Source organism: Actinoplanes sp. NPDC048796, from assembly GCF_040650035.1.
In the GTDB taxonomy this organism is placed as follows: domain Bacteria; phylum Actinomycetota; class Actinomycetes; order Mycobacteriales; family Micromonosporaceae; genus Actinoplanes.
In genome coordinates, this window is record NZ_JBEZGO010000009.1 from 11,417 (window position 1) to 34,158 (window position 22,742).

Below are 22,742 nucleotides of genomic sequence, written 5' to 3' on the forward strand. Positions count from 1 at the left end.
CGGCTGGTCTCCACACCGGACGGTCTCCGCGAAAGGGCCCCGCATGTTCCCCTCCTCCCCCCACCGCTACTCCCCCGAGGAGCTGGAGTGGCTGCGCTCCCGCTACCGGCAGGAGCGGGATCGCCGCATCCGCGACGAGGGCAACGCCCAGTACCGGCGGGCGGCCGGCGAGATCGCCACCGACCCGTACACCGAGCGGACCGAGCGGGCGCCCCTGCGGGACCGAGTCGAGGCGCTGGTCATCGGCGGCGGCTTCGGCGGCCTGCTGGCCGGCGCCCGGCTGCGCCAGGCCGGAGTCCGCGACCTGCGGATGATCGACGAGGGCGGCGACTTCGGCGGCACCTGGTACTGGAACCGCTACCCCGGCGTCCAGTGCGACATCGAGTCCACCGTCTACCTGCCGCTGCTGGAGGAGGTCGGCTACGTCCCCAAGTGGCGCTACGCCCCCGGCGACGAGATCCGCGGCCACGCCGTCGCCATCGCCAAGCAGTTCGAGTTGTACGCCGACGCGCTGTTCCACACCAGGGTCACCGAGCTGCGCTGGGACGACGAGGCCGCCGAGTGGACGGTGACCACCGACCGCGGCGACGAGTTCCGCACTCGTTACGTGGTGATCTCCTCCGGCACCCTCACCCAGCCGAAACTGCCCGGCATCCCCGGCGTCGACGAGTTCGCCGGCCACGTCATGCACACCAGCCGCTGGGACGCCTCGTACGACCTGACCGGCAAGCGGGTGGCAGTGGTCGGCACGGGCGCCAGTGGCATCCAGGTGATACCCCAGATCGCCGAAAAAGCGTCCCGGTTGTACGTCTTCCAGCGCACCCCGTCGTCGGTGGACGTCCGTGACAACCGCCCGATCGACCCGGCCTGGGCGGAAACGCTGAAGCCCGGCTGGCAGCGGGAACGGATGGAGAACTTCCTGACCCTGGTCACCGGCGGCCACGTCGCCGAAGACCTGATCAACGACGGCTGGACGGCCACCGCCGCCCTGCAACGCCAGATGCTCACCGGCACGGTCGACCCGACCATCTCGGCCGAGGACCGCGCGTTCCTCGACGAGCGGGCCGACTTCCGCAAGATGGACGAGATCCGGGCCCGGGTGTCCGAGGTGGTCGAGGACGCCGACACCGCGGAGAAGCTGAAGCCCTGGTACCGCTACATGTGCAAGCGCCCCACGTTCAGCGACAACTACCTGCCCACCTTCAACCGCCCGAACGTCACCCTGATCGACACGGCCGACTCCGGCGGCATCACGGCGATGACCCCATCGGCGGTAGTGGTCGGCGAGCAGTCGTACGAGGTGGACTGCGTCATCTTCGCCACCGGCTTCGAGACGGGCATCTCGGGCGTGCTTTCGGGGACCCTTCCCGTGTACGGCCGGGGCGGCCTGCCCCTGCTCGGCCACTGGCGCAACGGCCCCCGCACCCTGCACGGCTTCGCCAGCCACGGCTTCCCCAACCTGTTCCACATGGGCTCCCTGCAGAACGCGGCCGCCGTGAACTTCACCCACGTCCTGCAGGAACAGGCCACCCACATCGGCGAAATGGTGGCCGAGGCGTCCCGCCGGGGAGCCCACCGCATCGAGCCCACCGCCGAGGCGGAACAGGCGTGGGTGGCCACCATCCGCGAAACGGCCCCGAACAACTTCGACTTCCAGTCCGAGTGCACCCCCGGCTACTACAACGGCGAGGGCAAGCCGCGCCCGGTGAACAACTCGTTCGGCCCCGGCCCGGTCGTCTTCCACGACCTCCTGCGCGCCTGGCGCACCTCCGGCGGCATGGACGAGGTCATGCATCAGTCCTGAGATCGCCGTTCACCCGGCAGTGCCCCGCCGTCTCCGCCATCACCTCAGCGCCGCCGGCGGCCCACCCGCAGCACTCGGAGGGGCGGCGGTCAGAAGTCGCGGGCCGCGTCGAACCACGCGGCGGCGTCCGCGCTGAGGTCACCGGCCGGGGTGGCCGTGGTCAGCAGCTGGACGGCCACCTGCGCGTCCTCCCGTTCGGTCGTCTCCATCCGGGGCAGCCGGTTGAGCGCCCCGACGAAGGCGCGCACCGCCTCCTCGACCGCGGCCGCCGTGCCCGCCACCGCGATCGTCGCCTCGGCCGCACGGAACGCCTTGACCGCGGCCCGCGCGGACCGGGCCGGCCACGCGGCGAACGGCAGCCCGTACTCGGTGGCGAACCATTCCGGCTTACGCAGCCGCGAGACGTTGGAGTCGCGCCACTGGCGGTCGGGGCGGCGCAGCCGGGACCGCAGTTGTCTCCCGACGTTCTCGTCGACGTTCCAGGCGATCAGATGCTCCAAGCCGGGCCAGGTCTCCAACGGCGGCAGGCCCGCGAGATCGGGCACGAAGCGCAGTTGCAGCGCGGTCAGGCCGGGCAGGGCGGCCAGCGCGTCCAGGCCGGTGAGGCTGCCGGCGAGCTCCAGGCTGCGCAGGCCGGCGAACTGCCGCAGGCTGGAGCAGTCGAACGGCTGCCGCAGCGGCGGCACGGACACCGCGAGCGAGGTCGCGCCGGCCAGCGCCGGCATGTCCGGCAACCGGTACGGTGTCGCCGGCGCGGCCGCGACGTCCGGCTGGAAGCCCAGCGGCGGGCACGTCGCGCCGGCGGCGAGTCGGGGCGTCAGCAGGCTGAGGTCGCCGGCGGCGGAGAACCGTCCGGTGGCCGGTAGGACCAGGCGCAGGGGCGCCCGGCGCACGGTGACGCCCAGCCCACCGATGTCGGCCCGGCTCGCGTCCAGGTCGTGCGCGGTGTGGGGGGTCCAGGAGAAGCCCTCGATCGGCCGGCGGGCCGCCCAGCCCACCCAGCCGGTGTCGTCGCCCTCATAGGCGATCCAGCGCGGCCACGGTGAACCGGCAGGAGTGTGGAAGTCATCGAAGACGGCCCAGTTCAGCCGATCGTCCGGGGCAACCGTCAGGTCCGGCCGCGCGTCGCCGGGCACCCGTGGGCCGATCGAGCAGCTTCCGACGCCGAGCTTCCGCTCGAGGCGATGGCTGTCCGGGCCGGTCAGCGAGATGAGTTCCATCGCCTCATGATCACAGAGCTACGGCAGTTGCCAGGGCGGGGCCTGGATCACCGGTGATGCCTCGACGAGAACGTTGTTTCGGCCAGGTGGTGAAGCCGTCGTCGGGCCACCTGGGGACCACGTGGAAATGGAGGTGCGGCACCGACTGCTCGGAGCCCGGGCCGCTGGCGTTCAGCACGTTGACCCCGGTTGCGCCCAAGCCCACGGCCATGGCACGAGCGACCTTCTGGACGAGAGCCGTCACGCGCACCAGCGCTCGAGGGCTCACGTCATGAAGGCCCACGGCGTGCTCGGTAGGGATGACCAATGTGTGTCCCGGAGCCAGCGCCCCCTCCGGGAGCGTCAGGAAGGCGGCAGCTCCGTCCTCGCGGGCCACCCATCTGGCGGGGGCGCGCCCCTCCACGAGATCACAGAACACGCAGTGCACACCGGCCAGTATGTCGGCTGGACGCTTCCGTGTCAGTGCGTGGCCGGCCCGACCAGGGCGACCGGCAGCGCCTCAAGACCGAACACAATGGACGCGCGGCGCATCGGCAGGCTCGCCGGGTCGAGGGCTGGGCGCATCTCGGGGAAACGCCGGACCAGCGCCGGGTAGGCGATGCGCAGCTCCATCCGGGCCAGTTCGGCGCCGACGCAGCGGTGCAGGCCATGGCCGAACGCCAGGTGGGAGCGGCTGGTGGCCCGGCCGGCGTCGATCAGGTCCATTCCGGGTCCGAGTACGCCGTCGCGGTCGGCGCCGATGAGCGAGCACATGACGATGTCGCCCTCCTTGATCGAGGCGCCGTCCAGTTCGAGGTCGCGCACGGCGAAACGCGGGAAGCCGACCTGCACCACGGTCAGGTAGCGCAGCAGTTCCTCGACCAGCGCGTCGGCCGGCTCGCCGGCGCGTAACGGCGCGGCCAGCCCGGGCTGCGTCATCAGGACCAGGGCGCCCAGCGCGAGCATGCTGGCGCTGGTCTCGAGGCCGCCGGTGAGCACGCCGTCGGCCAGGCCGGCCAGTTCCTGGTCGCTGAGCTCGTCGCCGTGGGCCGCGATGAGCGATCCGATCAGGCCGTCGCCCGGGCGGCGGCGCTGGTCGGCGACCAGGTCGCGCAGGTAGGCGCGGGACTCGTTTATCGCGTCGAGCGGCGCGTACGCCCCGTCGCCCAGGTCGAAGCGGGCCGCGCTGAACTTCTGGACCAGGTCCCGGTCCTCGTACGGGACGCCGAGCAGCTCACAGATGGTCAGCGCCGGCACCGGCAGGGCGAACTCCTGCCACAGGTCGACCGGTCCGCCGGTGGCCGCCATGGCGTCGAGCCGGTCGTCGACGATCGCCTCGATGCGCGGCCGCAGCCGGGCCAGCCGGTGCATGGTGAACTCCGGCATGACCATCCGCCGCAGCCTGGTGTGCATCGGCGGGTCGGTCATGCCGAGCCCGCCCGGCTGCTCCCCCGCGGTCAGCCCGACCTTGGCCGCGAACTTGCCGAAGTCGTTGCTGAAGGCGCCGGCGTCACCGAGCACCGCCCGCACCTGCTCATGGCCGGTCACCAGCCAGGCCCGGATGCCCAGCGGCAAAGGAAGCCGGCTCACGGGAGGCTTTTCTGTCAATTGAGGTACGGGGTCGAGCCCGTCCCGATAGAGCGGGAACAGCGAGCTGTCCGGCAGCATCGCCAGCGTTCCCTCGAGATTCATGGCGCGGGGCTTGCTGCCGCCGAATCGACGGGCCATCCAGCCCAGCAAGCGCAGGCGGGTTTGCACGTCGCCCTCCAGACAGCCGTTGTTCTCCCCCGTGGGAACGGCTGTTCTGATAGTCGTCGCGGGATCTTGTCAACGCAGTGAGGGGCGTCACGACCGCGCTTTCAGCAGGGTGATGCGGGAGGCGCCGAGCTCGGTGACGTACAGGAAACCGGTCGTCGGATCCTGAGTCAGGTCGAGGGGCTGGCTGAATCCGGTGAAACCGGTGATCCCGGTGGTCCGATTCGACAGGGCGCCCGCCGGGCTGACGTCGAAGGTCTCGATGTCCTGACCGGAGGAGTAGCGCACGACCAGCAATTTGCCGTCGAGAACGCCGCCGCGGTATTCGATGGCGCCGTTGGCCGAGGCGTGCAGACCGGCGTCGGTGATCCCGGCCAGATGCAGATTCGGGTCGGGCCGCGTGCCCACCGGATAGGCGCCGACCTGGAACGGATCGGTGCCGGAGGTGGGATTGCCGCCGGCCAGCACCCATTCGCACCGGACCGGATTGGGGTGGCCGTAATAGCGTCCCGGGAGAACGTCGAAGACGTAGTCGGTCTCGGCCGTCGGCACATTCGACAGCGCGGGAACGGCCGGTCCCGTGTAGCCGCGCCGCGCGCACGAGGCGGGCAGGGTGGCCGGGGTCGCCGGGGTGTTCCCGCCGGCCGCCGAGCCGTTCGTCGGCGCGTACAGATGCCCGTTGCGGTGCCAGACCAGGTCGTACGCATTCCTGACACCCGTGGCGTAGATGGTCAGAGGAGCGTTCGCGGCGTACGGATCGTACGTGCCGCCCTCCTCGGTCTTGACGTTCAGCGTCCCGGTGAGTTTGGCCGGATCCAGGCGCAGGACGGCCGCGCTGAGAAGGCGCTCGGGACGGTTGCCCCAGGTCGAATCGGCGGCGCCCATGGCGTTGTTGGCGCCCTGGCTCACGTAAAGGGCGCCGTCCGGGCCGAACGCCAGCGAATTGGTCTCGTGGTCTTTCACCGACCTCGGGAGATTGACGACCATCGGTGTGTACGTGGTCAGGTCGGCCCCGCTGAGCCGTCCTATCCGCCCGGACCAGTCGGGAACGTTGAGCGGCCCCACGTACTCGTCATTGTCGGTGACCCAGAGGATCGGCGCGGCCGCTGTGGACGCGGGGTCGAAGGCCATGCCGATGACGGTCCGGGTCGTACCGGCGTTGTCCCGCACCGTGTTGATGACTGTCGGGCTTCCGAGGGTGCCGCCGGTGGTGATGGGGAAACGGAAGACGCGGCCGTCGAGCGTACCGGCGTAAAGGCGGCCGTCGGGGCCCTTGACCACCGTGGTGAAAGGCGCGCCGGTGGCCACGCCGACGGTTTTGTCGAAGGCGGCCGGGCCGCCGGTCGGGCCGCCGGTGCCGGTGGTGAAGACGATGGAATACGGGGCGAACGGCTTTCCGGTGACGTCGGTGACGCCGCTGGTGACGGTGAACCGGTAGGCGGTCGAAGGCGCGAGCGGGGCCGTCGGCGAAAGGTTGATGACGTCCCCGCCGCCGCTGGTGATGACCGTGGCCGCGACGGCGGCGCCGTCGGTGAGCCGGGTCAGCGTGACGGTCGAGGCGGTCAGGGAGGCGGCTCTGACACCGCCGTTGGGCAGCACCAGATCCTCGACGACGCTGGCGGTCACGGGAACGTTCGTGGTGCCGTTGGCCGGAGTGCCGGCCCGAACGGCCGGGATGGTCTCGGCCGCGGCGACGGCGGCGATGTCCGCGTACGCGAACTTGGTGTTGACCCCGCCGGCCGGGCTGATCGTCAGGGCACCGTCGGTCACCCGAACGGTCCGGGTGACGGTCGCGAACTTGGTGGTGGCGGTGGGCACGAAGGCGGCGATCGCGTTCTGGTCCTCGATGGACACCCAATGCGTGCTGTCGACGGCGGTGCCCGCGTCCCCGACGGCCACGGTGACGGCGTAGAGCCCGGCCGGGACGGCGGCCTCCCACGAGCCGGTCCCGCCGGAGAGCTGCGCGTGCATGAAGGTGGCGAGCCGCGGATCGGCCTGCCCGGCGGCCGGGTTCCGGTTACGGCCGTTGCCGGTGAGGTCGACCGGCGTACGCGTCCCGATCCGCACCCAGCCGTAGCCGCGGGCGGTGGTGAAGGCACCGCCCGAGTCGCGCACATAGCCGGCCGCGGGGGCGGTGGCGGCGTCGGAGAAGTCCACCTTCAGGGAGAAGTCCCGGGCGATGTCCACATAGTTCAGCTTCGTGTTGACGCCACCGACGGCGTCGACGGTGAGCCGCCCATCGGTGACCGCCACGGCCACGGTCGCCGCCCGGAACTCGGCCCCGGCGGTGGACACGAAACCGTCGACGGCCGGAACCCCCTCGACGCGGACGGTGTGCCGGCTGTCGTACGGCGCCTGGTCGCCCACCGAAACGGTGACCTGATAGGTGCCGTCGGCCACGGCGTACTCCCAGGCGCCCTCGGTCAGAACCCCGTTGGCGCCGCCCACATCCCCGTACTGCATGTGCACGATCGTGTCGAGCCGAGAATCGACGCCGGCCCGCCCCCGGTCCCGCGTGTTACGCGCGAGGTCGAGGGCTTCGGCGGTCCCCCGCCGCACCCAGCCGTAGCCACGCCCGGCGTCGAACCCGGCCCCGGTGTCCGCGACGTACCCCGCCGGCGCCGCGGACCCGGCCGGCTGAAAGTTGACCCGCCCCACCGTAGCCGCAACGGCGGGCGCCCCCGGAACCACAATCCCGGCCATCACAAGAACCGCGGCAACCGTCCACGACCGACCACGCATGAAAGCCAACGTCGCACACGGATCCGCTCCCACAGCAGTCGGAAATCAGCGCCCCCACCGTTTTCCGCCCAGCCGAACATAGCGACGAACCCCGCTATCCGCCGACAGAACTGACCGGAACCGCCCCGGCTCGCGTTCTTTACAGCGTTCACCGGAGACTTCCTGGTTACCCGTTCACTTCCGGGCCGCGGCGCTGCCACCAGGCGGTGAAGATCTGGTGCCGCCGCTTCTCACGCTCTTCGCGCCGGTCGGCGGCGACGGGCGCCGCTTCGGGTTCGGCGCCGAAGGGTGGATGTGGTGGCCCGGGCCGGAAGGGGAGATCGACTCCGCCGGGGTGCCCGGGCCGCCGGGTTGGCGCGTTGGAGACTCGGCGGTGTTCAGCCGAAAAGGGCGCCGGGGATGTCGGCGTAGAAGAGGGCGGGGTCGGCGGAGAGGGAGGCCTTGACGTTGGCGGTGGGCTTGTCGGCGATCACCTCGAGCTTGCCGGCCTCCAAGCCGTCCAGGGCCTGAGCGATGACCTCGTGGGGCGGGAGCTTGGGGATGTCGTAGCCGGCCATCATGTCGGTGTCGGCGATGGCCAGGGCGAGGGCGGTGACCTGGGTCTTCTGGTCGGCCAGCTCGAGGCGGATGCCGTTGGTGAGGGACCACTCGGCGGCCTTCGAGGCGGCGTAGCCGTTGCTCGACGGGGCGAACGCGTACCAGCTCAGGGCCGAGATGACGTTGAGGATGGCGCCGCCGGCGAGGCGGGGGGCGAAGGCGCGGGTGACGTTGAGGGTGCCCCAGAAGTTGGTGTCGAACTCGCGGCGGATGTTGTCGGTCGACGGGGCGAGCAGTGGGGCGTCGGTGGAGATGCCGGCGTTGTTGATCAGGATGTCGAGGTCGCCCACCTCGGCCGCCGCGGCGTCGATCGAGGCCTGGTCGGTGATGTCCAGGCGCAGCGGGATGGCGCCGGGGATCTCGATGCTGTCGGGGCGGCGGGCGGCGGCGTAGACGGTGGCGGCGCCGCGGGCTACGAGCGCCTCGGCGAAGGCCTTGCCGAGACCGCGGTTGGCGCCGGTGACGAGGACTTTGGCTCCGTTGATCTGCATGCCTTCACGGTAAAACCTCACGCTGACGTCAGAGGCAAGTATTGCGAGATGGGTCACTCGTCGCCGCTGCGGAGCCGGTCCAGTTCGTCGAGGTACATCGCCTGCATGCGGCCGAAATGGCGGACCAGGAGCAGGAGCTCGTCGACGCTGTAGCCCTCGATGAGCCGTTCGGCCCGGCCGGCGAACCGCTCGTACGGCCGCTCCAACTCGGCCGCCCGCTCGGGCCGCAGGGTGACGATAACCCGTCGCCGGTCGGCCGGGTCGCGTTCGGCCGTGACGTAGCCGGCCTGCTGGAGCCGGCGGAGCATGCTGGTGACGGCGCCGGTGGTGAGGTTGGTGCGCTCGGCGACCTGCCCGGCGGTGGCGGAACCGGCGTCGGCCAGGAAATCCAGGCACTCCAGGTCGCTCACGGTCAGGCCGAGCCGGTCGGCGATGGCGTACCGGAACACCATCGACAGCCGTGAGGTCTCCCGTCCGGCGCGCATGAGGTCGGCGATCGCGGACGCACGGGCCGGCTCGTGGGACATGCCCGCAATCATGCCTCCGGTACGGTCACCCGGTGCAGCCGCGGTAGCACGCGGGTCAGCACCCAGTGCGGCGCGGCCGCGCCCCCGGTCAGCCGGCGCATCAGCTTGGCCGCGGTGTCGACGGCGCGGAAGGCGTACGGCACCATCTCGTCCTGATACGCGGTGATCGCGTCCTCCACCGGCGTGCCGTTCGCGCGGGCCTCGACGAGTTTCTGGCCGAGCAGGGCGGCGTCGCGCAGAGCGGTGTTGCCGCCGTGCGCGCCGAAGGGCGGCATGACGTGGACGGCGTCGCCCATCATCGTGGCCCGCGGCACCGCCCATCGGGTCGGGCGGCGGCCGGTGGCGAACGGGTTGAGCACCGTGGCGTCGAGCTCGGCCGTGTCGACCAGCCGCCGGATGAGCGGGTGGAAATCGGCGCTCTTGTGCGCGGCCAGGTCCCGCAGCGCGAGCAGGTTGCCGCGGAGGCCGAGGGGGACCTCGTCCTGGCCGAGCAGCAGACCCCACATGACGTAGTCGTCGCCGATCGGCGCATAGCTGCCGGGGGCCATCCGCGCGAACGCCTCCCGGGGGTCCTCGCCGAACCGCATGGAGGTGAAGAAGAAGGCGCGGCCGGGCTGGTCGGCGATGGCCAGCACCCCGCTGGTCCGTAGCGCGCCCGGAATGACGTCGCGGCCGTCGAACCGCAGGGGCGACCGGCCGTAGACGCCGGCCATCGGGGTGTTCGCCGGGCCCGCGTCCGGCATGAGCTGCTCCCGCAGGGCCGAGCCGACGCCGTCCGCGCCGACGACGACCGACGCCGCGACGGCCCCGCCGTCGGCGAAGCGCAGCCGCAACCCGGCCGGGCCGCCGTCGTCCACCGCGACGGCGGCCTTGCCGTAGTGGATCCGCCCCTCCAGCCCGGACATCAGGATCGAGCGCAGGGTCAGCCGGTCGACCTGGCGGGTCGCGTGCGCCTCCTGCTTGAAGGTGATGACGAAGGCGTCGCGCAGCCCGCTGTCGGTGAAGCGCAGGTGCCCTCCGGGCTCGTCGCCGGTGGCCAGGGCCAGGCGGTACAGCGGGCGCGGCAGACTCTCCCGCAGCGCCTCCAGCCCGTACCGGTCAAGAATGATCCGGTAGCCCTGCTGCCGGACGAAAGGCCCCGGGTCGCGCTCGTAGACGTGCACGTCGATGCCCGCGCGCGTCAGGTATTGGGCGAGACAGAGGCCGGAGAGCCCGGCACCGGAGATCGCCACGGTGAAGTCGGTCGATATGCCCATCCGGTTATCTTAGTGACTAAGATGATTTGGGCAAGGCCGTCGTCAGGACGCGGGGCCGTACAGGCGGGCGATGTCGGGCGAGTCGAGCCAGCCGCTGTACGCCGGGGCCTGCGGCCATCCCTCCGGCGAGTCCTGCCAGCCCTCCCGGCGGCCGTACGGCAGCACGTCGACCAGGGCGAACGTGTGGGTGAGCTGCTCGACGCCGCGGCCCGACGTGTGCCAGGTGCGGTAGACGGCGTCCCCGTCGCGCAGGAAGACGTTCACCGCGAAGCCGCCGCCGGCCGGGGCGTCGACGTCGGCGCCGAAGGGGCTGTCCGCGGTGGAGTACCAGGTCATCTTGTTGCCGACGCGGTCGGCGTACGCAAGCGCCTCCTCGATCGGGCCCTGAGTGACGATCACGAATCGCGCGTCGTAGTTGTCGAGGAAGCCCAGCCGGGTGAAGACCGAGGTGAAACTCGTGCAGCCACCGCACTGCCACCCGGCGCCCGGATGCCACATGTGGTTGTAGACGATCAGCTGCGACTTTCCGTCGAAGACGTCGGCCAGCCGGACCGGACCGTCCGCCCCGGCCAGGGTGTACTCGGGCATCCGCACCATCGGCAACCGCCGCCTCTGCGCGGCGATCGCGTCGAGTTCGCGGGTGGCCGCCTTCTCGCGGGCGCGCAGTGCGTCCAGTTCCGCACGCCAGGCCGCGTGCTCGACGACAGGAGGCTTCGTCATGGTCAGGTTCCCTTCGAAGAGTTCTCGGTACCTGTCAGACCTGACGGGCCGCCCGAACTCATCGGTGAGCTGCACGGCGGCGCAGCGCCGCGATGGCGGCCGCCCCGGCCAGCACGAGGACGATCCCCCAGCCGGCGATCGTGGCCGCGGCGGCGCCGGTGATCGGTAGTCCACCGCCGCCACCGCCGCCGGGGATTTCCGTCACCCTGATCTCGGCGAGGTTGTTGCGCAGGTCGCGGTCGACGCTCTCGCCGTCGGTGAACAGGTCGACCTGGACGAGCCCCTTGTCGTCGTGGACGGCCTCCGCCATCCGTACGGTGAAAGCGAATTTGACCTGTTGCCCGGGCCGCAGCGTCAGCGAGCGCAGGTTGCACGAGTACTCGTCCGGAAGGGCGGCGGCCGACGGCGGCGCCGCGTACTCGCCGGCCAGCGAGGTGCAGCGCTCGTCGGCGGTGACGACGGACATCGGTGCGGGCAGGCTCACCCGTACGAAGGCCGCGTTGTTCAGGAAGGGCGGGTAGCGCAACGTACCGGGGCCCTGATTGACGAACCCGACCGCGATGGTGTGGTTCCCGGCCGTGCCCGGAACGGTCGCGCCGAGCGCCACCACGTCGGTGCGCCGGCCGCCGGTGACGGTCACTGTGGTGGACGAGCCGTTGTCGTCCTTGTCGGTGTCGGCCTGGGGCACCCCGGCGGCGGACACGGAGACCTCCTCGAGCTCGAGGTCGGGCCCGGTGCCCGGCCGCTCGCCCTCGCCGCCCTGCCAGTCCTCCCATTCGGCGGCGGTCAGCCACTGCACCCCGAGCGACGTCTGGCTGCCCGCCACGGCGTCCTTGGGCACGCTGAGCGTGAAAGGCTCGGAGATTCGGTACGTGGTAGCCGCGGTCAGCCGGGTGTCGAAGCTGCAGACCATGGCGTACCCGTAAACGCAGTTGCCGAAGTTGGTGCCGGCCAGAGCCTCGTCGTCACCGTGGAAAAGGGCGGTCAGCCCGTCGACCGGCGTGGGGCCGCTGTTGCGCACCCGGGGCCGCAGCGTCACGGACCTGCCGGGCGCGACGGTCATGGGCTCGTCGTCGACGGCCGTCAGATCGACACCCTCACCGATGCGGATCGTGGCGGTCTCGGTGGTCGCGGCCCCACCGTCGACGGACGTCGCGACGGACAGGGTGCCGCTGTCGCCGGCCGCCGCGCCCGCCTTGGGAGTGAGGCTGAGCCACAGCGGGGAAAGTGTCGAGTAGCCGTAGACGCCATCCACGCCGGGACGCTCGTAGACCCGGTGCGGACCGGGCACCACGCACCGCAGGACAGCCCCGGTGTCGCAATCCGGCCCGACCTCGACCTCGGCCACATTCACCTGGGACGTGTCGAAGGTCAGGGTGACGCTGTCGGCCCAGCCCGCCTCGTCGGCGAACAGGAGCACGGGCAGCCCCTCCTCGACGGTGCCCCCGCCGGCCGCCAGCGTGAGGTTCCGAAGCTGAACCTCACCCTCGACATCGGCCGGGGCCGCCCCGGCCGGCCCGGGAAGCAGCGCCAGCGCCACGGCGACAAGCATGGTCAGGGCAGCAAGACGGCGTGGCCGGATCATCCCCCATGCCTACCAAAAGCCGCAAAGCACCACATGCCGTATGCGGCAATCGGCCCGGCGTTCCGGCGGCACGCCACCGGACCATCAGCCTTTCCATCGCGGCGAATGCACGATTGCGCCGGCCGCGAATTGCGGGTAAATATCCGCTGAAACGGGCGGGTGGGCTGCCGGTGGCATAATTCCCTCGTTCAGAGCGACGCTGGATGGGAGCGGCTTCCTTGGACGTAAGAATGTGGATCAATAGCGATGAAAACGGATCCGCGGCGGCGTTGTTCACCTGGCTCCAGGACGACGAAGTCTCCCGAGAAAGCAAGATCGGCATCGTCCGGGGCGACGCCGCGCACGAGATGTCGGCCGGCTCATTCGAATTGATCACGGCCTTGGTCAGCAACGGGATCGCTCTGGTCAATCTGCTGGTCGCCGTCGCGGCTTGGCGCAACACCCGCCAGACGCCGACATCGGTGCACATCGAGCACGAAGGCACCGTGGTGGTCATCGAGGGTGGCTCGCCCGAACAGGTGGCCGAGCTGGCGGCCCGGCTCGAGAAACCGCCGGGCGCCGCCGGAACCGGGGAGGCCCATGAGTGATGACAGTGTCCTGCCCGACCTCGGCGGCTCGCGGGCCATCCTGGTCGGCGTCGACGCGTACCAGAAACTCGAAGCACTGCCCTCGGTCAGGGAAAATTTGACCCGGCTGGCGTCGCTGTTCCAAGATCCGAGCCGATGGGGACTGCCCGCGTCGAACTGCGTCGAGATCCGCAATCCAGCCGCGAGCGCGGCGGTGTACGACGCGCTGGAGGAAGCGGCGGCCGAGGTGACGGACACCCTGGTCTTCTACTACGCCGGTCACGGGCTGATCGACGCCGACGCGACGGACGACGAGCTCTATCTCGCGCTGCCCGACTCCCGGCCCGACTCCGCCTACCGGACGGGCATGCCGTACAGCTGGATCCGCCGCGAGATTCTCAAGGCGCGGAAGGCCCGCCGCAAAGTCGTCATCCTCGACTGCTGCTACAGCGGGCGCGCCCTGGCCCGGATGGGCTCGCAAACCGGCGACGACGCCATCCGGCGCCTCCTCGACATCGACGGCACCTGCGTGTTGACCGCCTCGGCGCGCACCCGGACGGCCCTCGCCCCACCCGACGAAGATCTCACCGCCTTCACCGGCGTGCTGGTCGAGGCTCTGACCACCGGCATCCCGGATGGTCCGGAACTGCTCGACGTCGAGACCCTTTACCGGTACGCCTGGCAGCGCCTGCTGGCCAAGGAACGCCCGCGTCCGCAGAAGGCGGAAACAGGGCTGGGTGGCCGCATCGCCCTGAGCCGCAATCCGGCTCACCGCGCCTTCCTGGTCCACGAGGTCGCGCGCCTGACATCCGAACGCGATGCGGCGCTCGCCCGCAGCGCCCGCCTCAAAGCCAATCTGGACGATGATCAGAGCGAGCTGGTCAAGAATTTACGTACGGAAATCACCGCAAACCAGACAGATCTGAGTGAGCTTCGCAAGGAGCTGGCCGCAAAGCAAGGCTTCGCGGACCAGCTTGAGGACCACGTGGATCGGCTGCGCTCCGAGGCCGCCACTTTACGAGAGAGCCTCGAGTCCGCCCGATCAGACGCCCGCGACCTCGGCAGACAAGCAGACCTGCGCATCGCGGCCATGGCCCGTGACGTACGCGCCGCGCAGGACGCCCGGGCCGTTGCGGAACGGGAGCAGCGGACGGCGGAGGCCGACCGTACGGCGGCCCGATCCGCCCTACTGCAGGTGACCGGCGAACTCGACCGCGCCCGAGCCGGCGAAGCTCGTACCGAGGCTCTCGTCAAGCAACTCCGCGCGGAGATCCTCGACTCCAAGCGGCAGGTGAGGACAGCCACGACGCCGGACCCGCCGAAGCCGGAAAGCGGCTCGGTCACGCCGCCGACGGTTCACGTCGGCGGCCGGTTCGCCGGGCTGGCCGCGTTCTTCTCACGAAAGGGCCGGCGTGCGGTGGCCTGGCTCCTGCTGTTGATCTTTGTGTTCTCGAACGTCATGTACGTGCTCATCGCCTGGAAGGGTTTCCTCAAGCCGTAAGCAGTCGGATTGCCGCTTAACGAGGAGAGGTCCCACACGTAAAGTGACGGGGATGGAACTGGGAATGGCACTGCCGACATCAGGTTCGCTGGCCTCCAAGACCAACATCCTCCGGGTGGCGCGGGAGGCGGAACAGCTCGGGTACGCGGCACTGTGGACGTACGAACGTCTGCTGCGGCCGCTGGCGCCCCTCATGCCCGGCGCGGACGGGAAACTGCAACGCATCCCCGAGGACTACCGGCTCACGTACGACCCGATCGAGACGCTGTCGTTCGTGGCCGCGGTGACCGAGCGGATCAAGCTGGGCACCAGTATCGTCGACGCCCTGTTCCATCCGCCCGTGGTGCTGGCCCGGCGGTTCGCCACCCTCGACCAGTTCAGTGAGGGCCGGGTCATCGCCGGTCTCGGCCAGGGCTGGATGCCGCAGGAGTTCGCCACCGCCAACGTGCCCCTCAAACGGCGCGGCGCCGGCCTGGACGAGGTCGTCGAGGCCATGCGCGCGTGCTGGGGACCCGACCCGGTCGAATACGCGGGACGCTTCTACGAGATCGAGGCGTCCGAGGTGAACCCCAAACCGGTCCAGCCCCACCTGCCCATCATCATCGGCGCCGCCACCCCCGCCGGCCAGGCCCGGGCGGCACGGATCGCCGACGGCGTCAACCCCAACGCGTTCTCGTACGAACAACTCACCGAGGCCGCCCGCACGTTCCGCGACACCGCCCGCGAGAACGGCCGCGACCCGGCCACCCTGACCGTCACCGCCCGAGCCAACGTCCCGATCACCGCCGACCCCTTGGGCGACGCCCGCCCGTTCCTCGGCGGCTCCCCCACCGAGATCGCCGAAGACCTCAAACGCCTCGAGGGCACCGGCGTCGACCACGTCCTGTTCTACAACCTGGCCCCGGACGGCATCGACAGCCACCTCCGCCTGATCGCCGAACTGAAGTCCCTCGCCGGTTGAGCACAGTCGGGTGCACCTTGCGCCCGGCTCAGGTCGGAAGGCGACCGAAGAACGGCCGAAGGTGCATCCTTTATGTATGACACTGCTTCGGTTCCGCACGGAGAACCACAAGAGCTTCAAGGACCTGACTGAGTTGTCCCTCGTGCGTCCGGAGATGAAGTCAGCCCGCCCGACTGACGGGACCTGGAGCGACTACGCGCTGCGGATCGCCGCCGTCTACGGTCCGAACGCGTCCGGCAAGTCGTCCCTGCTGGACGCCGTCGAGTTCATGCTCGGCGTCGTCCGGAACTCGTCCACCGTCTGGCGGGAGCGGAACAGCCTGCCTCACCAGCCGTTTCTGCTCGACGAGGCGTCACGTGTCCAGCCGTCCTCGTACTCCATCGACTTCACCCTCGACGACACGCGATTCGAGTACGGGTTCAGCCTCACCCAAGAGGAGATCCGTACCGAGTGGTTGTACGACTATCCGGTGGGCCGGCAACGGCTCCTCTTCGAGCGAGGGCTTGACACGAAATACAGGTTCGGACGGGCACTCAAGGGAGATACAGCGGCACTCGAGCGGCTGACCGGCCCCCGAGAACTCCTCCTGTCTCGCGCCGCGATCGACGAGCACCCTGTCCTGACGCCGGTCTTCAATGCCCTGACCTCGGGGTTCGAGTTCGCCAAGTTCAGCGAGGGAAGTCGGCAGCAACGTCTCCGCGACATCGCCGAGGGGATCGCCACGGAGGCGATCAGCATGGAGGACATCGTCGTCCTCGTCCGGGTCGCCGACGTGGGAAACGCTCAGGTAGGCGTCGCGGAAACCAAGACACCACCCGAGTTGCTGCGCATGTTCCAGGCAATGGAAAAGGCCGCCGCCGAACCCATGGAGAGCGACGGCGAGGACGACCAGCAGGTCCCCATCAAGTTCGCCATCGATGAGGTCACCAAGCGACTCGAGTTCCAGCATCTGGGCGCGGAGGGGAAGTATTACCGGCTCGCGCCGGCGGATCAGAGCACGGGAACTCTTTCCTGGCTTTCCTTGGCCGTACCGGCTGTGGAGGCGTTGAGAAAGGGCACGGTGCTTCTGATCGACGAGATCGACGCCAGCCTGCACCCGCAGCTCGCTCAGGTTTTGATTCAGATGTTCAAAGACGACGGCTTGAATCCTCGGGCGGCTCAGCTCATTTTCACCACTCACGACACCTACTTCATATCGCCGGTCGCGGAAGCCACGCTGACCCCGGAGGAAGTCTGGCTGGTGGAGAAGAGCCGGGTCGGCGTCAGCGAACTCTTCTCGCTCAGTGACTTCAGCCCACGCCGCGACCAGAATCTGGCCCGGCGATACCTGCACGGCCGCTACGGCGCGACTCCGCACCTCGCTCCGGCGTTTCTCCAGCAGCTCGTCGCCGCCGGGACGGCGGATCAGTGAGACCGTCGGGAAACATCGTCCGCTCACGCCGCCAGCGGCGTGAGCGCCAACGCGTGCTGGTCGTGACGGAGGGAGTGGCCACCGAGGTTCAGTAGTACAGGGCCTGGTCCAGCACCTTCGCGCGTCAGGCGTAGCCGTGCGACCGGCGACCACACACGGGGTAGGACGCGACCCGATGACGGTCCTGCGCGAAGCGGAGCGCATCGCCCGCCAGGATCCCGACGGTTTCGACACGGTCTGGCTCCTGATCGATGTGGATGATCACGCGCATCTGGCGGAGTGCCTTCGAGCGGCAACCGACAAGTCGTTCAACGCGGTCGTCTCCCATCCCTGTTTTTGAGATCTGGCTCCTCTGGCATTTCGAGGACATGAACGCCCAGCAGTCGCGGGACTGGCTACGCCGGCGACTCCGGAACCATGGTCAGGACGGCAAGACGCTGAAGACGAGTTTTCCGTTCGACGCCCATGAGCAAGCGTGCGGAAGAGCGAAACAGAAAGGCCGCGCAGTTCCGCCCGGCCAAAAGGGAACGAACCCGTCCAGCTCGATGCCCGCGCTCATCGAACGGATCCGCGAGAACCCCTGAGGGCGCGAATGACTAGGCCGATCCGAGCAGTGCCTTGTGCAATGCGGCTGGGGTCAGAGGGCTCAGTGGGCGGGCGGCCAGCCAGGCGGCGCCGGTGGCGGGGTCGTGGGCGGTTCGGGGGGTCAGGCCCCGGGACTGCAGGACCTTGAGGACGCCGTCGCGGACGGGGGTGTCGCCGGTCAGGAGGCCGCCGCCCAGGACTACCGGCCCGTCCGCGGCCAGGTTGTCGAGGGTGGCCACCAAGTGGGTCACGGCGTCGTCCACTATGGCCTTCGCGTGGGGGTCGCCTGTGCGGGCCGCGGCGCAGACCAAGGGGGCCAGGTCGCCGATCTCGTTCCAGGGCAGGGACTGGGCCCAGTAGACCATCTCGTCGGCGGTGGCCACGCCGGCTTGGGTGGCGATCCGGGAGGCGAACGGGGCCGACCACGTGCGTACGGCCGTGCGGATCGCTTGCAGGCCGAGCCAGCGGCCTGAGCCCTCGTCGCCCAGCAGCCAGCCCAGGCCGTCCGATGTTCGTTCCACCGCGTCGGCTCGCACCGAGGCCGCGATCGCTCCGGTGCCCGCTATCAGGACCGCGCCGGCCGGGGCGGGGGTGCCCGAGGCGAACGCCGTCACCACGTCGCCGACGAGCGTGACCGGGGCCCGCACGCCCAACGCGGCCAGCGACGGCGCGAACTGGGTGGCCGTGGCCGGGCCGGCGATGCCCAACGTGGCCGCGACCACCGACTCCGGCGGGTGGTCGCCCAAGGCCGCGAGCACCGCGGCGGCCACGGCCGCGGCGGCGTGGGCGGGGCCGGCCGTCAGCGGGTTGCCGGGGCCGGCCAGGCCGCGGCCGACGACGGAGCCGGTGGTGGTGGCGACCACCGCGCGCGACGACGTGCCGCCCGCGTCGACTCCGACCACCAAATTCATGAGCCTGATAGAAGCACAGACAAAAGTTGTTGACTAGTTCACTCTTCGGTCGTAATTTTCATCGGCAACAGCAAACGATGAAAAGGATGACCGACGTGACCGGTGAGAGCGGAGGCCTGCTCGGCCGCCTGCGGATCGAGGGGCCCGGCATGCCGGAGGCTCTGGCCCGGATCGCCGAGGCGATTCTGGCCGACCCGGAGGCGGCCGCCAACGCGAGCATCGTCGACCTGGCCGAGCGGTCCGGCACGTCGACCGCGACGGTCACCCGGTTCAGCCGCACGCTGGGCTTCAAGGGCTACGCCAACCTGCGCGTGGCCGTCGCGACCGAGACCGGCCGGGCCGAGCAGGCCCGGTGGGAGACCGACATCAGCGGCGACATCGCGCCCAGCGATCCGCTGACCGACGTGCTGGGTGTCGTCACCGCCGCCGACACCCGGGCCATCCACGACACCGCCGCCGCGCTCGACATGGCCGCCATCGACCGGGTCGCAGCCGCGATCGCCGGCGCGAAACGGGTCGAGCTGTTCGGCCTGGGCAGCAGCGGCACCTCGGCGCGGGAGATGGCGTTCCGCCTCGAGCGCATCCGAGTGCCGGTGTGGCACCGGCTCGACAGCCACACCGCGCTCACCAACGCCGCCCTGCTGCTCCCGGGTGACGTGGCGATCGGCCTGTCCCACTCGGGCCGCACCCGGGAGGTCATCGAGACCCTGGCCGAGGCCGCCGACCACGGCGCGCTCACGGTCGCGGTCACCAGTTACAGCCGGTCCCCGCTGGCCGAGGTGGCCGACGTCGTCTTCACCACGGCGGTGCAGGAGACCACGTTCCGGCTGGCGGCGCTCGCGGCTCTGCACTCGCAGCTGCTCGTGCTCGACATGATCTACGTCGCCGTCGCCCAGCGCACGTACGAGCGTACGGCCGAGGCCCTGGAATTGACCGTTCGCGCGGTCGACGCCCATCGGCTCCCGGAGAAGAACCCCACCCGCAATCGCGGGAGAAGCAAGCCCTGACCCCTGAGGAGTCACCATGCGGTCCCACCGCTATATCGCGGCCGTCGCCCTGAGCGCCGCCGCCCTTCTGACAGTGAGCGCCTGCAGCAGCGACGGGAACGGCGGTGACAGCGGCGGTGGTACGCCGGGGGCCGTGCCCACGGCCCGCGGCGAGGGCAAGACCCTCACGGTCTGGGTCATGGTCGACGACTACACCGACGAGACCCTGAACGCCATCAACGCGAAGTTCACCGAGGCCACCGGGGCCAAGGTCGATCTCCAGGTGCAGCAGTGGGAGGGCATCACCACCAAGATCAGTACGGCTCTGTCCACGTCGGGCACGCCGGATGTGCTCGACCTCGGCAACACCCAGGTGCCCGGCTTCGCCGCCAACGGTGGCCTGCTCGACCTGACGAAGTACAAGGACGACCTGAAGCAGGGCCGCACCTGGCTGGCCGGTCTGGAGGAGCCCGCGACGGTCGACGGCGCGCTGTACGCCGTGCCCGGCTTCGCCGGCGCCCGCGCGGTCATCTACAACAAGAAGACGTGGGCCGCCGCCGGCGTCACGGCCGCGCCCACCTCGTACACCGAACTCACCGCCGCCCTCGACAAGGTGAAGGCCAAGAACCCGGCCGCCGACTTCTCCCCCTTCTACCTGCCCGGCCAGTACTGGTACGCGGGCCTGCAGTTCCTGTGGGACGCCGGCGGCGACATCGCGACCGACGAGGGCGGCGACTGGAAGGGCGGCTTCTCCACGCCGGCCGGCCAGAAGGGCCTGACCGAGTTCAAGACCTTCCAGAACGCTTACTCCACCGAAGCCTCCCGCACTCTCGACACCGACAAGCCCGACCAGGTCCAGCTGTTCGCCGACGGCAAGACCTCGGCCATCCTGGCCTCCGGCGGCGCGGTCGGCCTGATCCAGAAGGCCAACCCGGCCATCAAGGCCGACGACCTCGGCACCTTCCCGCTGCCCGGCGTCTCGGGCAAGAACCAGCCGGTGATGCTGGGCGGATCGGTCTGGGGCATCGCCACCAAGAGCGACGACCAGGACCTGGCACTGCAGTGGGCGAAGATCGCCGGCAGCCCGGAGGCGCAGGACAAGTGGGTCTTCGGCAAGGACGGCTGGATCCCGAACAGCACCGAGGCGATCAAGGCGGCCGAGCCGGCTCTGAAGGAGCAGCAGAAGGCCTTCTTCACCGCGGCCCTGGTGTCCAAGGCGACCCCGGCCGCCGCACAGTGGCCCACCCTAGAGGGCGACAAGAGCGTCAACCAGGTCTTCTCGGCGGTCGCCTCCGGCGCCAAGACGCCGGCGGTGGCCGGTAAGGAATTCGACGCCCACCTCGGCGAGACTCTCGCCGGCGGTAAGTGACCACCGTGATCACCGACGCGGCCGGCGCCCCGCCGGTCGCGCCGGCCCCTCCCTCGCCGGCGAACGGCCGCAAACGGCGCGACCTCGCCCCACTGTTCCTGCTGAGCCCGGCCGGGCTGGTGCTGGCCGTCGTGACGCTGGCCCCGATCGGGTTCCTGGTCTTCACCTCGTTCACCGACTACAACCAGCGGAGCCTGTTCACCGGCGCCTACCGTTCGGTCGGCCTCGACCAGTACACGGATCTGCTCAGCAGCGGCGCCTTCTGGGCCGCGCTGGTCCGCACGGTGCTGTTCACGGCGGCCATGGTGGCCGGCAGCGTGCTGATCGGCATGGGCGTCTCCCACCTGCTGACCCGCCTGGGGCGCCGGATGCGCTACACCGTCACGGTGGTGCTCATCGTCGCCTGGGCCATGCCGAACGTGGCGTCGTCGCTGGTGTGGAACTGGCTCTTCCAGCCCGGCTACGGCGTCGTCAACTGGGGTCTCGACCAGCTGCGGGTCTTCGGCGACACCACGAGCGCCGACTGGACGCAGGACCCCGCACGGGCGTACGCCGTCATCTGGCTTCTGATCGTCTGGCAGGCCGTGCCGTTCATCGCGCTGACCCTGAACGCGGCCGAGACGCAGGTCCCGCGCGAATATCTGGAGGCGGCCCGGATGGACGGCGCCACCGAGCTCACCGTCTACCGCCTGATCACCCTCACCCATCTACGGCCGACGCTGCTGCTGGTCACCATCCTGTCGGTGATCTGGGACTACAACGTGTTCAACCAGATCTGGCTGATCTCCCGCGGCGGGCCGGGCGACGCCACGTCGACGCTCGGCGTCTACACGTACAAGACGGCGTTCGTCGGCTTCCACATCGGACAGGGCGCGGCCATCTCGGTCGTCACCACGCTGCTGCTGCTCGGCCTGACCGCCCTCTACATCCGCCGGCTGCTCCGATCCGGGGAGGACCTGTGAAACGCGCCGCCAACACGATCGCGATCGTCTTCTGCCTGGTCTGGGCGTTCCCGGTCTACTGGATGGTCAACACCGCCTTCAAGCCGCGCCCGGAGGTGATGACGCCGACGCCGCACTTCGTGCCGGAGCACCCGACCCTCGACAACTTCGTCAACGCGGTCACCCAGGAGCACTTCCTGACCAACCTGCGCAACAGCGTCATCGTGGTGGTGGCGACGGTGCTGGTCTCCATCGTGCTGGGCATCTTCGCGGCGGCGGCGCTGTCCCGGTTCCGGTTCCGGGGGCGGCGGCTGCTCATGGTGGTGATCCTCGCCGTGCAGATGCTGCCCGGGACGGCCCTGCTCATCCCGATGTTGGTCATGTTCAACCAATTGGACCTTCTGGGCACGTACGTGGCCCTGGTGCTCGCCTACGTGGCGACCGTCCTGCCGTTCTCGATCTGGGTGATGCGCGGCTTCTTCGTCACCATCCCGGCCGAGATCGAGGAGGCGGCCCGGATGGACGGCGCGAGCACCTGGCGTGTCCTCACCAGCGTCCTGTTCCCGCTGGTGGCGCCGGGCGTCATCTCGACCGGCATCTTCGCGTTCATCGCGGCCTGGAACGACTACCTGTTCGCGTACACGTTCATGCAGGACCAGAGCCGCTACACCCTGCCGGTCTGGCTGGCCTCGTTCACCAACCCGCACACCGGCACCGACTTCGGCGGCCAGATGGCGGCCTCCGTGCTGTTCTCCGTGCCCGTCGTCGTGTTCTTCCTGATCATCCAGCGCAATCTGGTGGCCGGCATGTCGGCCGGCGCCGTGAAGGGCTAGAC

Annotated in this window: 21 protein-coding genes; 11 read left to right on the top strand and 10 right to left on the bottom strand. The window is 70.0% G+C overall.

The features are described 5' to 3' along the window. Nucleotides 1-43: 43 nt before the first annotated feature. Nucleotides 44-1,804, top strand: coding sequence for an NAD(P)/FAD-dependent oxidoreductase (locus tag AB0C26_RS31335; RefSeq protein WP_360254828.1), 1,761 nt, complete (start codon nucleotides 44-46; stop codon nucleotides 1,802-1,804). A gap of 89 nt (nucleotides 1,805-1,893) precedes the next feature. Here AB0C26_RS31335 and AB0C26_RS31340 read toward each other — a convergent pair whose 3' ends face one another. From AB0C26_RS31340 to AB0C26_RS31380, 9 genes are all read right to left on the bottom strand, one after another. Then, nucleotides 1,894-3,024 (bottom strand): hypothetical protein, encoded by a 1,131-nt coding sequence (locus AB0C26_RS31340; RefSeq protein WP_360254830.1) that lies wholly within the window; start codon nucleotides 3,022-3,024, stop codon nucleotides 1,894-1,896. Between the two features lie 10 nt (nucleotides 3,025-3,034). Next, nucleotides 3,035-3,451, bottom strand: coding sequence for an HIT domain-containing protein (locus AB0C26_RS31345; RefSeq protein WP_360254832.1), 417 nt, complete (start codon nucleotides 3,449-3,451; stop codon nucleotides 3,035-3,037). 32 nt (nucleotides 3,452-3,483) lie between these two features. Beyond that, nucleotides 3,484-4,761, bottom strand: a complete 1,278-nt coding sequence (locus AB0C26_RS31350; RefSeq protein ID WP_360254834.1) for a cytochrome P450 — start codon at nucleotides 4,759-4,761, stop codon at nucleotides 3,484-3,486. Nucleotides 4,762-4,848: 87 nt separating this feature from the next. After that, entirely contained in the window at nucleotides 4,849-7,461 is a 2,613-nt protein-coding gene (locus AB0C26_RS31355; RefSeq protein ID WP_360254836.1) for an Ig-like domain-containing protein, read from the bottom strand. 416 nt (nucleotides 7,462-7,877) lie between these two features. After that, nucleotides 7,878-8,588 carry an SDR family oxidoreductase gene (locus AB0C26_RS31360; protein WP_360254838.1) on the bottom strand — a complete coding sequence of 237 codons (711 nt, stop codon included), beginning with the start codon at nucleotides 8,586-8,588 and terminating at the stop codon, nucleotides 7,878-7,880. A 53-nt stretch (nucleotides 8,589-8,641) separates the two neighbouring features. After that, on the bottom strand, nucleotides 8,642-9,115 hold the full coding sequence (locus AB0C26_RS31365) for a MarR family transcriptional regulator (RefSeq protein WP_360254840.1): 474 nt from the start codon (nucleotides 9,113-9,115) through the stop codon (nucleotides 8,642-8,644). An 8-nt stretch (nucleotides 9,116-9,123) separates the two neighbouring features. Continuing rightward, entirely contained in the window at nucleotides 9,124-10,371 is a 1,248-nt protein-coding gene (locus AB0C26_RS31370; protein WP_360254842.1) for an NAD(P)/FAD-dependent oxidoreductase, read from the bottom strand. Nucleotides 10,372-10,413: 42 nt separating this feature from the next. Beyond that, nucleotides 10,414-11,091, bottom strand: a complete 678-nt coding sequence (locus AB0C26_RS31375; RefSeq protein ID WP_360254843.1) for a DUF899 family protein — start codon at nucleotides 11,089-11,091, stop codon at nucleotides 10,414-10,416. A gap of 58 nt (nucleotides 11,092-11,149) precedes the next feature. Beyond that, complete coding sequence (locus tag AB0C26_RS31380) at nucleotides 11,150-12,676, bottom strand: hypothetical protein (RefSeq protein ID WP_360254844.1); 1,527 nt, start codon at nucleotides 12,674-12,676, stop codon at nucleotides 11,150-11,152. Nucleotides 12,677-12,906: 230 nt separating this feature from the next. Here AB0C26_RS31380 and AB0C26_RS31385 point away from each other — a divergent pair, with 230 nt between their 5' ends. The 6 genes from AB0C26_RS31385 to AB0C26_RS31410 all read left to right on the top strand — a co-directional run bounded on the left by AB0C26_RS31385 (nucleotide 12,907) and on the right by AB0C26_RS31410 (nucleotide 17,699). Further along, nucleotides 12,907-13,263 carry a hypothetical protein gene (locus AB0C26_RS31385; protein ID WP_360254846.1) on the top strand — a complete coding sequence of 119 codons (357 nt, stop codon included), beginning with the start codon at nucleotides 12,907-12,909 and terminating at the stop codon, nucleotides 13,261-13,263. Continuing rightward, entirely contained in the window at nucleotides 13,256-14,743 is a 1,488-nt protein-coding gene (locus tag AB0C26_RS31390) for a caspase family protein (RefSeq protein ID WP_360254848.1), read from the top strand. The genes AB0C26_RS31385 and AB0C26_RS31390 overlap by 8 nt, the downstream gene beginning before the upstream one ends. Nucleotides 14,744-14,795: 52 nt before the next feature. After that, nucleotides 14,796-15,704 (top strand): TIGR03619 family F420-dependent LLM class oxidoreductase, encoded by a 909-nt coding sequence (locus AB0C26_RS31395; protein ID WP_360254850.1) that lies wholly within the window; start codon nucleotides 14,796-14,798, stop codon nucleotides 15,702-15,704. A gap of 10 nt (nucleotides 15,705-15,714) precedes the next feature. After that, nucleotides 15,715-17,115, top strand: a complete 1,401-nt coding sequence (locus tag AB0C26_RS31400; RefSeq protein ID WP_360254852.1) for an AAA family ATPase — start codon at nucleotides 15,715-15,717, stop codon at nucleotides 17,113-17,115. Nucleotides 17,116-17,218: 103 nt separating this feature from the next. Next, the gene (locus AB0C26_RS31405) at nucleotides 17,219-17,455 is read left to right on the top strand and encodes an RloB family protein (protein WP_360255488.1); all 237 of its coding nucleotides are present in this window, start codon (nucleotides 17,219-17,221) and stop codon (nucleotides 17,453-17,455) included. A 28-nt stretch (nucleotides 17,456-17,483) separates the two neighbouring features. Continuing rightward, on the top strand, nucleotides 17,484-17,699 hold the full coding sequence (locus AB0C26_RS31410; RefSeq protein WP_360254854.1) for a hypothetical protein: 216 nt from the start codon (nucleotides 17,484-17,486) through the stop codon (nucleotides 17,697-17,699). A gap of 12 nt (nucleotides 17,700-17,711) precedes the next feature. Here the strand turns inward: AB0C26_RS31410 and AB0C26_RS31415 are convergent, their stop codons facing one another. Further along, nucleotides 17,712-18,611 (bottom strand): BadF/BadG/BcrA/BcrD ATPase family protein, encoded by a 900-nt coding sequence (locus AB0C26_RS31415; RefSeq protein ID WP_360254856.1) that lies wholly within the window; start codon nucleotides 18,609-18,611, stop codon nucleotides 17,712-17,714. A gap of 86 nt (nucleotides 18,612-18,697) precedes the next feature. Here AB0C26_RS31415 and AB0C26_RS31420 point away from each other — a divergent pair, with 86 nt between their 5' ends. From AB0C26_RS31420 to AB0C26_RS31435, 4 genes are read left to right on the top strand one after another with little or no spacing between them, the layout of a single operon-like run. Beyond that, entirely contained in the window at nucleotides 18,698-19,618 is a 921-nt protein-coding gene (locus tag AB0C26_RS31420) for a MurR/RpiR family transcriptional regulator (RefSeq protein ID WP_360254858.1), read from the top strand. A 16-nt stretch (nucleotides 19,619-19,634) separates the two neighbouring features. Beyond that, nucleotides 19,635-20,966, top strand: coding sequence for an extracellular solute-binding protein (locus AB0C26_RS31425; protein WP_360254860.1), 1,332 nt, complete (start codon nucleotides 19,635-19,637; stop codon nucleotides 20,964-20,966). Beyond that, entirely contained in the window at nucleotides 20,963-21,928 is a 966-nt protein-coding gene (locus tag AB0C26_RS31430; RefSeq protein ID WP_360254862.1) for a sugar ABC transporter permease, read from the top strand. Before AB0C26_RS31425 ends, AB0C26_RS31430 begins: the two co-directional genes overlap by 4 nt. Beyond that, a complete protein-coding gene (locus AB0C26_RS31435) occupies nucleotides 21,925-22,740 on the top strand; it encodes a carbohydrate ABC transporter permease (RefSeq protein ID WP_360254864.1) in 816 nt (271 codons plus the stop codon). Before AB0C26_RS31430 ends, AB0C26_RS31435 begins: the two co-directional genes overlap by 4 nt. Nucleotides 22,741-22,742: the final 2 nt, after the last annotated feature.